General features: G+C 72.9%; 9 protein-coding genes. 4 read left to right on the top strand and 5 right to left on the bottom strand.

What is annotated here, in order from left to right; genetic code table 11:
- Positions 1 to 1,359: heavy-metal-associated domain-containing protein (locus tag EEJ42_RS37710; RefSeq protein ID WP_425473021.1), on the bottom strand; the 1,359-nt coding region annotated here is incomplete at its 3' end.
- 118 nt (positions 1,360 to 1,477) lie between these two features.
- Positions 1,478 to 1,756 carry a hypothetical protein gene (locus EEJ42_RS37705; protein WP_148082169.1) on the bottom strand — a complete coding sequence of 93 codons (279 nt, stop codon included), beginning with the start codon at positions 1,754 to 1,756 and terminating at the stop codon, positions 1,478 to 1,480.
- Between the two features lie 19 nt (positions 1,757 to 1,775).
- On the opposite strand from EEJ42_RS37705, the gene EEJ42_RS37700 reads away from it, so the two are divergent.
- Both EEJ42_RS37700 and EEJ42_RS37695 read left to right on the top strand, forming a co-directional pair.
- Entirely contained in the window at positions 1,776 to 2,069 is a 294-nt protein-coding gene (locus EEJ42_RS37700; RefSeq protein WP_123106686.1) for a hypothetical protein, read from the top strand.
- Between the two features lie 433 nt (positions 2,070 to 2,502).
- Positions 2,503 to 3,192 carry a helix-turn-helix transcriptional regulator gene (locus tag EEJ42_RS37695; RefSeq protein ID WP_123106685.1) on the top strand — a complete coding sequence of 230 codons (690 nt, stop codon included), beginning with the start codon at positions 2,503 to 2,505 and terminating at the stop codon, positions 3,190 to 3,192.
- 62 nt (positions 3,193 to 3,254) lie between these two features.
- On the opposite strand, the gene EEJ42_RS37690 is transcribed toward EEJ42_RS37695, so the two are convergent.
- Positions 3,255 to 4,043 (bottom strand): Fpg/Nei family DNA glycosylase, encoded by a 789-nt coding sequence (locus EEJ42_RS37690; protein WP_123106684.1) that lies wholly within the window; start codon positions 4,041 to 4,043, stop codon positions 3,255 to 3,257.
- A 94-nt stretch (positions 4,044 to 4,137) separates the two neighbouring features.
- On the opposite strand from EEJ42_RS37690, the gene EEJ42_RS37685 reads away from it, so the two are divergent.
- Positions 4,138 to 5,292, top strand: a complete 1,155-nt coding sequence (locus tag EEJ42_RS37685) for a PP2C family protein-serine/threonine phosphatase (protein ID WP_123106683.1) — start codon at positions 4,138 to 4,140, stop codon at positions 5,290 to 5,292.
- Positions 5,293 to 5,313: 21 nt separating this feature from the next.
- Here the strand turns inward: EEJ42_RS37685 and EEJ42_RS37680 are convergent, their stop codons facing one another.
- Together EEJ42_RS37680 and EEJ42_RS37675 are read right to left on the bottom strand one after the other, a co-directional pair.
- Entirely contained in the window at positions 5,314 to 6,048 is a 735-nt protein-coding gene (locus EEJ42_RS37680; RefSeq protein ID WP_123106682.1) for a Mut7-C RNAse domain-containing protein, read from the bottom strand.
- 74 nt (positions 6,049 to 6,122) lie between these two features.
- The gene (locus tag EEJ42_RS37675) at positions 6,123 to 6,986 is read right to left on the bottom strand and encodes a YihY/virulence factor BrkB family protein (RefSeq protein ID WP_123106681.1); all 864 of its coding nucleotides are present in this window, start codon (positions 6,984 to 6,986) and stop codon (positions 6,123 to 6,125) included.
- Positions 6,987 to 7,143: 157 nt separating this feature from the next.
- On the opposite strand from EEJ42_RS37675, the gene EEJ42_RS37670 reads away from it, so the two are divergent.
- Positions 7,144 to 8,996: sensor histidine kinase (locus EEJ42_RS37670; protein WP_184503470.1), on the top strand; the 1,853-nt coding region annotated here is incomplete at its 3' end.

The raw sequence follows: 8,996 nt of genomic DNA, 5'->3' as shown, positions 1-8,996 counted from the left end.
CTCGGCGCCCGGGGCCGCCTGGACGGCGAGCCCGGCGACGGCCTGGAGCCGGTGTCCGCGGGCCAGGCCGAGGGTCCGCTCGCTGCCCTTGCGGCGCAGCCTGCCCGCGGTCTGCCGACCGGTGCGGCCGGTCAGTTCGAGCTGGTCCAGCGGCCCCAGCACCCATCCGTTGTCGCGCCGGACCTGAAGGGGCTCATCCGGGTCGAAGAGGTCGAAGAGCCGCCCGGCGACCTGCTCGGGGTCGGCGCCGCCGAGAAGTTCCAGGTCGATGGGCTCGTATTGGTCGCCGCGCAGCGTCGCCTCGTCGAGCAGCACGGTGTCCACCTGGCCGAGCCGCCGCAGGGCGCTGCGGTCCATGGCCAGGACGCCGCGCAGGGCCAGGAACCGGCCGAGGCTGGTGGCGAACCCCTCCCGCCCGGCGCCGGGCGCCTTCGGTATCGACGAGAACGCGACGGCCAGCCCGCGGCGCGGTCCGGCGAAGGGGACGGTGAGGGTGCCGACGACCGCTCCGGCGGCCATGGACCGCTCCGCGAACCGCTCCATGCTGTCCTTGGGGGTGGGGCCGGGCCGCTCCACCACGATGGGCTCCGCCTCCACGTCCTGGGGCCCGTGCACCAGATGCGGCTCCATCGCCGCCCATGCCTCGCCCTCGGCCGTGGCCTCCCGCCACAGGCTCATGCGCTGGGCCAGGTCCAGGACGAGCCCGCCGCCGCGGGTGGCCACGCCCTGGGCCAGCGCGCTCAGCACGGGCAGGGTCGCCTCGGTGGGCTCACCGCGGGTGATGGCCAGGGCCAGCCGCCGCAGCCGGGGGTGGTTCTGGATGGCGGATACGGACGCGCTGACCTCGGCCGGGAGCCTGAGCCACGGGAGCAGCCGCAGGGCGGTGGCGACGCTCAGGCCCAGGACGTCCGCGACCACCACGGCGAGGGACTGGGCCTCCCGCGGCCCACCCGAGGGGTGGCGCGGTTCCGGGGCCCATTCGTCGAACTCCTCGGTGGGCACGGCGGGGCCCCGGGTCTCCGCGCGCTCGATCAGGGCGATCAGCTCCGGCTGGCGAGGGGGCGGCTTGGCGACGGCGACGACGACCCGCTCGGAGGGGGCGTTGACCCGTGCCCACAGCACGCCCGGGTGTTCCTCCAGGGCCTGTTCCACCCGGCTCGCCACCTGCTCCCCACCGATCCCGTGCACCCCGTGCACCTCGATGTAGTAGCGACCCGGATACGACCACACCCCGCGCCTGGGCGGGTGGACCAGCCGGCCGACCGTGCCCGCGGCGTCCCGTACCCGTGTGGCCACTCCGTGGGTGAGGGGCTCCAGCAGCGGGGGTTTCGTCAAGTGCAGCTCAGGCAGCGTCGTCATCGGTGAGACCTCCGGTGTGTCGGCGTCCGCGGCGCAGTGCCCTTGTGGGGCGGTTTCTGCATGGAGCGGCCTGTCCGATTGATTCCGATTACCCTGAAATGGGAAGAAGATTCCGACGTCAATCAAGTGTGGACGTGAGATCAGTGACCACTCCCACCAGCTCCCGCAAGCGCAGCACTTCCGCATCGGCACGGTCGTCGGCGCGCGGCGCCGGCAAGTCGACCCGGAGCCAGGCCACATCGAAGAGCCGGACCCCGTCGAAGACCGCGGCCGCGTCCAAGTCCGCGCAGGCAGGGAAGACGAAGGCAGCGAAGAGCACCCAGAGGTCGAAGACGGCGAAGGCGGCGAAGGCCGCGAAGCCCACCCCCCAGAAGGGCGACCACCAGTTCACCGTCACGGTCCCCAGCCTCGGCCACGTGGCGCAGGCCACACGGCTCGACCGCGCCGCGAGCGCGACGCACCTCGACCGCGTCGACGGCGACCGCGTCGGCCGCGCGGCGAAGAACGCCGCCAATGTGGCGCTGATGCCGATCGCGGCCGCCCGCCGGGTCCTGCCCGCCAAGGGCGGGCTCCCGCTGTACGCGGGGCTCGGAGTGCTGGGCGTCGCCGAGGTCATCGAATGGCCGGTGGCCGTGGGCGTCGGCATCGGCTACGCGGTGCTGCGGCGCGGCGGAGTCATGGCGCCGCCGTCCGAGACCCGCAAGGTCTGACACGGTGGATCCCCGCTCCCCGGGCGACGGCGCCCTGCGCACCGCCCGGGGCCGGGTCGGTCACTGCGCGCCGATCACGGCACGCCGAGCCGACGCACCTCTCCGGCACTCGGTGGGGAATGGGACAGACTAGGGAATCCCCGAGACTTCACGATGCGCTCCCGATGCCCGCTTTCCCCGATCAGCGGGGCGTTTGACCGTTTCATCAGGCCAGACGGGCAATAAACGGGCAGAAGTTGACCACAAATGGGCAGCGGCAAGCAGCCGAAACGTTGGTATATACCATGAAGCGCATCTAACACCCGTCACTGGAACCGTCACACACCCCGGTTCCGGCGCCGGTCCGGTGGCGGGTGGCAGGGCCGCGACCTCAGCTTTTGCCGGTTTACGCACGACCATGCCGTTGTTGAGACAACAGAAAGCGGTGTCCTCCATGGCTCACCCCCACACCACTCAGGCCGCCCGCCGCGTGCCCGCACAGGCATCTTCGGGCTTAGCCCATGACCGGAACCGGGCCCGCGCCGTGACCGGACGCCACGCCACCGGCATGGCCACGCTCGCGCCGGACCTCCAAGTCCTCGCCGGGGACGAGGACTTCTTCCGGCACTTCGGCGGAACGTCGGCCGAACTGTGCGGACGCAACCTCTTCGAACTGCTCGACCCCAGCGCCCCCGCCGTCCTGCGGGAGCACTTCCTGCGGCTGCACGACGGCCGGCGCACCCGCTTCACCGAGCGCGTGGTCGGCTACCGCTCGGGAGGCCGGGTGTTCTCGGGCGAGTTGACCGGTACGGCCGTCCAGGGCCCGTCCGACGCGCTGTCGGCCATCGTCGTCCTGGTCAAGCCGGATGACGAGAAGGCCGAGGACGACACCATGGCCCAGCGCCGCAATCTGCTGTCGCCGCTGGAGGCGCAGATACTCGAGGGCGTGGCCACGGGCGCCTCGACCGTGCAGATGGCCGCCAAGCTCTATCTCAGCCGCCAGGGCGTCGAGTACCACGTGGGCTCGATGCTGCGGAAGATGAAGGCGCCCAACCGTGCGGCCCTGGTCTCGCGCGCGTACGCGGCGGGCATGCTCACCGTCGGCACCTGGCCGGCCCGGGTCCGCCCGGATTTCGTCAAGTGACCGCTCGTCACCTGGCTCCACCGTGCAGTGGCTCCGCAATGACGTGATTCCAGCGGGGCGGGTCAGGACTGTTCCGGCTGGCAGCGCGGGCACCAGGTGCTGGTCCGCCCGGCGACCTTTCCGCGCCGCAGCGGGCGACCGCAGCGCGGGCAGTGCGGATCCGGGTCGTCGCGGTGGCCGGTGAGCCAGGACGCCCGGGGCGGCACCTGCCCCGCCCGCACCGAGGTGCTCAGCACCCCGCGCAGCGCCGTGTGCAGCCGCCGCCGCTCGTCGGGGCCCAGGTCGCTCGTCCGGCTCTTCGGATGGACCCGCGCCCGCCACAGGATCTCGTCGCCGAGCAGATTGCCGAGCCCGGCCACGACGGACTGGTCGGTCAGCGTGGCCTTGACCCCTCCGCGCCGCCCCTCCAGCAGGCGGTCCAGCTCGGCCCGCCCCAGCGAGAGCGCGTCCGGGCCCTGCTCGCCGAGGATGCGGTCGACGTCGGCTTCGGTGGCGGCGAGCCACAGGCCCCGCAGCTTGCGCTGGTCGTGGTAGCGGAGCTGATGGCCGTCGTCGAGGGTGAGGACGACGCGGCCGAACCGCTCGGGCGGATCGCCCTCGGAGCGGCACACCAGTCCCCCGGTCATGCCGAAGTGCAGGATGAGCGTCGGGCCCCCGGCCGGGGCGATCAGCCACTTGCCGTGGCGCCGCGGAGCGGCGAACCGGCGGCCCTCCAGCTCCCGCTTCAGCCGCTGTGCGGTGACCCCGCGCAGCACCCCCGGATCGGCCACCTCGACGCGCTCGATGCGGTGCCCCTGCGCGCAGGAGGCCAGCGTACGGCGGAAGCCCTCGACGTCCGGTAGCTCGGGCATAGCGCCAGATTACGCCGGGCCGGGGAGGACGGCTCGGGGAAAAGTAAGGTGAGGAAAACCAAAACTTTGCACGAGTCGGATAAAGTACCTGGTTATGCGATTCATCCGCTCCGGGCCGGGGGCGAGCGGTCGCAATCAGAAACTTTTCGCGATCGCGCGGTGCCTGCCGTTCGTGGTCATGGCGGTGGTCGTCACCATCGAGCTGACGCCCGCGCACGTGCTCTACACCGGCCCCCTCCTCACCCCGGCCCCGGCGCTGGCCGCGGTGACGATGGGACCGGTCGGCACCGGGGGCGTGGTGCTGCTGGCCGCCGCGATCAGCGCGCTCACCGCCACCCACAACGACGCCTGGGGCACCCAGCCGGTGTACGCGAACCTGCTGGCGCTGCTCGTGGTGTCCGTGGCGAGCGTGGCGAGCAGCGCCGTCCGGGAGCGCAGGGACCGGGAGCTGAGCCAGGTCCGCCGGATCGCCGAGGTCTCCCAGAACGTGGTGCTGCGGCCGCTGCCCGCCCGGATGGGCGGGGTGCGCACCGCCAGCGTGTACATGGCGGCCGAGCGCGGGGCGCAGATCGGCGGCGATCTGTACGAGGCGGTGGGCACCCGCTACGGGGTGCGGCTGATCGTCGGGGACGTACGCGGCAAGGGGCTGCCCGCGGTGCGCTCCGCCGCGGCGGTCCTGGGCGCCTTCCGGGAGGCCGTGCACTACGAACACGATCTGGTCGAGGTGATGGAGCGGTGCGCGGCGGCCCTGGGCCGCGAATACGAGCTGCTGGACCGGTCCCGGCTCCAGGACTGGGACGAGCGGGCCGAGCAGTTCGTCACCGTGCTGCTCGCCCAGGTGGTGCCCGACAGCTGTCTGGTCCAGCTGATCAACCGGGGCCACCCTCCGCCCCTGGTGCTGCACGACCGCAAGGTACGGACGCTGGGCCCGGTGCGCCCGCTGCCGCCGCTCGGCCTGGACGAGTTCCTGACCCCGCCCCCGATCGGCGTCGAGACCTTCCCGTTCGTGGTCGGCGACCGGCTGCTGCTGCACACCGACGGGGTCCTCGAGGCGCGCAACCACTGCAACGAGTTCTTCCCACTGCCGCAGGCCATGGAGACCGTGGAGGGCGCCACCCCGACCGAATACCTGGACCGGCTGCGCCACGCCCTGGTCCACCACGCCGAGGGGCGGCTGGCCGATGACGCGGCGATGATCCTCATCGAGCGGGCGACCGGGGCCGAGCCAGGGTGGCGCTCCGGCTCCTGAGACTTCCCGAGGGGGGCGGGGCTACGGCACCGGAGCGCCGAACTCCGCCAGCGCGGCCGCCACGATCGCCTCCAGCCGGGCGTGGTGGGCGCCGCGCCAGTAGACGCGCTCGCAGGCGGCACAGCGGGCGAACACGTCGTACGTGCTCCGCGTCCCGTGCTCCAGCCGCTCGTGGACCGTGTCCTTGTCGGCGTCTTCCAGGGGGCCGTTGCACGCCGTGCAGCGGGTCCAGGGGTCGAGGGACGGGGTGAACCGGCCCAGGACGTCACGCAGTTGCTCATCGGGCCGGTCGCTGTAGACATACGCCCCGGCCCACAGCTCGCGCCGCCGCAGCAGCCCCCGGTCGCGCGAGAGGAGCACCCGGCGCTGGGCCGCGGAGCGGGCGGCGAGCGCGGGGTCGCCGATGTCCTCGCTCTCGTACGCCGCGTCGACGCCCAGCAGCCGAAGGCGGCGCGCCAGGGTGCCCAGGTGGACGTCGAGCAGGAAGCGCAGCGGCGCCCCCGGGACCCGCTGCGGCCGGACGACGGGGTGCACCTCCACGGACTCCCCCGCCCCCGGCACATGCGTCACGGCGGTCTCCCGGCCGTCGACGAGCAGCCGGCCGACCTCGGTGAGCGGAACCCCGAACGACTCGACGACATGGCCGAGGGTGGACGCGCCGTCGGTGATGACGGCCGTGCGCTCCCGGCGCCGTTCGGGGGCGGCGAAAAGCCGCAGTTCAGGGGCGAGGCTGAGCTGGATCTCCGGTCCGTTCACACCGCCAGCATGCCAGGCGCGACGGGCCGCGGGCGACGGTGTTTTCGCCCTGCCGCCACCGGATTCCTGCGGGGTCAGGCGCCGCCGGAGCGCTCCAGGCGCCGTCGCTTGCGGCGCCAGGTCACCAGCCGCAGGTACTCCTCGTGCAGCAGCCGTCCGACGAGCGCGCCGCCGAACACCACGAAGCCGACGCCGACCAGCCAGGACTGCACGACCAGCACGGTGCCGACCGGGCCGTAGGACACCGCGCTGGAGGCGATCAGCGGCGAGAACACCAGCCGGGAGAAGATCCGCAGCCCCAGCAGCCCGACGCCGGTGGCCAGGGCGCCCGGCAGCAGGGCGCCCCAGCTGATCCGCCCGCCGAGCAGCAGCCGCTGGGACCACCAGAAGAAGAGCACCGTGCCGCCGACGGCGACGGCCACCCGGGTGGGCCCGGAGCCGAGGTGGGACGAGAGCAGGAGGTAGCCGATGAACACGATGAGCCAGACCAGGTGGCGCCACACGGTGTGCCAGCGGCCGGGGGGCAGCTCCCACACCTTCTCGTAGCCGGTCTGCACCACCCCGCAGAAGGTCAGTCCGAAGAGCGCCAGCGTGGCCAGACCGAACGCGGTGGTGGTCTCCAGCGACCGCCTCGGCGGGGCGAACAGGTCCAGGACCTCGTCCCGTGAGGTGGCGGACACCCCGAGCCCCTCGGCCAGCCACTGGGCGAAGCCGTGCCGGTTCACCGGATCGGCCGCGGCGACCACGATCAGCAGCGGCACCAGCGTGAGGAAGCCGAGCGCGGCGAACCCCAACGCCCGGTGCATCAGCTCGAATTCGCTGCCCCGGCGCCATCCCCTCCCGGCCGGGGACCGGTGGAACGTGTGGTGCAGCCGCCGGAACCGCGCGCGGCGGGGCTGCGAGCGGTGACCGGAGTCGTCGGGGGGCTGCTCGGACATACCACTCCCACTCCCCCACCACCGGTTCATGCGATATGCCCCAGTAAGTCGCGCATCGTCCAGCGTACTCAGTGCGGATGCCCGTGCAACCCACGGTGGCGGCGGCCCCTCGTCCGGTGGCGGCACTGTGCCAGAATGTGAGAGGAAAGCTGACTCGATGAACGGGCCCGGGAAGCAGCGGACACCCGCCGGGGAGCTGTTCGCCGAGGGCGGTGCGCTCGGCAGGGCGATGAGCGGAATCGACTGGTCGGTGACGCCCCTCGGCACCACCGACGCCTGGCCTCCGCGGCTGGTCGAGGCGCTGCGCATCATCTTGTTCACCGAGCAGCCGATGGCCGTGTTCTGGGGCCCCGATTACACGATGCTGTACAACGAGGCGTACACGGACATCATCGGCTCCAAGCATCCGGGGGCGCTGGGCCGGTCCGGCCGGGACGTCTTCCCCGAGAACTGGGAGCTGTCCGCCGCTCCGCTCTTCGAGAGCGTGTGGGAGAGCCGCAAGCCCTCCCTGGTGACCGACCGGGCCTTCGTCATCCAGCGCCGCGGTTTCCTGGAGCAGTCCTACTTCGACGTCTCCTTCCAGCCGCTGCTGCTGGAGGACGGCACGGTGGGCGGGGTGCTGTGCGTCGTCACCGAGACCACGGCGCGGGTGCTCAGCGAGCGGCGGCTGCGGCTGCTGGCGGGGCTCGGCGCGCGGACCGCCGGGCTGCGCACCCCGCAGAGCGTGGCCCGGACCGTCGCGGAGATGCTGGACATCCACCGGGACGACGTCCCGTTCACCGCCTTCTACCTGGTGCCCGCGCCCGGCAGGCTCCGGCTCGCCGCGTCCGCCGCCATCCCGGCGGAGGCCGCCGAGGCGGTCCGGGAGGTGCGGCTGGACCGGATCGAGGAGACGACGGGCCTGGCGGCGCGGCTGGCGGCCGTCGTGGGCGACGCGGCTCCGGCCCGGCTGCCGGGCGCGCTGTTCTCGATGCCCGGCGAGGAGGCGCTGGCCCATCCGCTGGTCCGGTCGGACACCGTGGAGGGCGTGCTGGTGATGGGCATCAATCCGCGGCTGCCCGCCACCGCGCCCTACCAGGACTTCTTCGAGGTGCTGGCGGCCACCGTCGGGGCGGCCCTGTCGGCGGCCCACACCCAGCAGGAGCAGCGGCGGCGCGCGGAGTCGCTGGCCGAGCTGGACCGCGCCAAGACGGTGTTCTTCTCCAACATCAGCCATGAGTTCCGTACGCCGCTCACGCTGATCCTCGGCCCGGTGCAGCAGGCGCTGGCCGACGAGGACCGCCCCGCGCGCCGGTCCCAGCTGGAGCTGGCGGAGCGCAGCGCGCTGCGGCTGCTGAAGCTGGTCAACACCCTGCTGGATGTCTCCCGGGTGGAGGCCGGACGGCTCAAGGGCACCTTCGAGCCGGTGGACTTGTCCCGTATCACCGCCGAGCTGGCGGCCATCTTCCGCTCCTCCTTCGACCTGGCCGGGCTGACCCTGGAGGTGGACTGTCCGCCACTGCCCGAGCCGGTGCACATCGACCGGGAGATGTGGGAGAAGATCGTCCTCAATCTGGTCAGCAACGCGCTGAAGTTCACCTTCACCGGCGGTGTCACGGTACGGACGGCCGCCGCCGGCCGCCACGCCCGGCTCACCGTGAACGACACCGGCAGCGGTATCCCGCGGGAGGAGCTGCCCCACCTCTTCGAGCGCTTCCACCGGGTGCGCGGGGCGCGGTCCCGGTCGCACGAGGGCAGCGGCATCGGGCTGGCGCTGGTCAAGGACCTGGTCGAGCTGCACTCGGGCACCATCACGGTGACCAGCGTCCCGGCCCGGGGCACCGAGTTCACGGTGGAGATTCCGTTCGGCACGGCGCATCTGGAGGACGTACGGGGCGAGGCGCCGTCCGTACGGGGCGGAACGGGCGAGGCCGAGCGCGCCGCCGCCTACGCCCAGGAGGCGCGCCACTGGCTCGGGACCGCGCCGCCCGGGCCGCCGGAAGCGGAGCGCCCGGCGGCGGCCTCGGAGGG

Origin of the sequence: Streptomyces botrytidirepellens (assembly GCF_003721215.1) — a bacterium.
Lineage (GTDB): Bacteria > Actinomycetota > Actinomycetes > Streptomycetales > Streptomycetaceae > Streptomyces > Streptomyces himastatinicus.
Note: the sequence above shows the minus strand (reverse complement) of the source record. Positions and strands in the feature narration are given on the sequence as shown.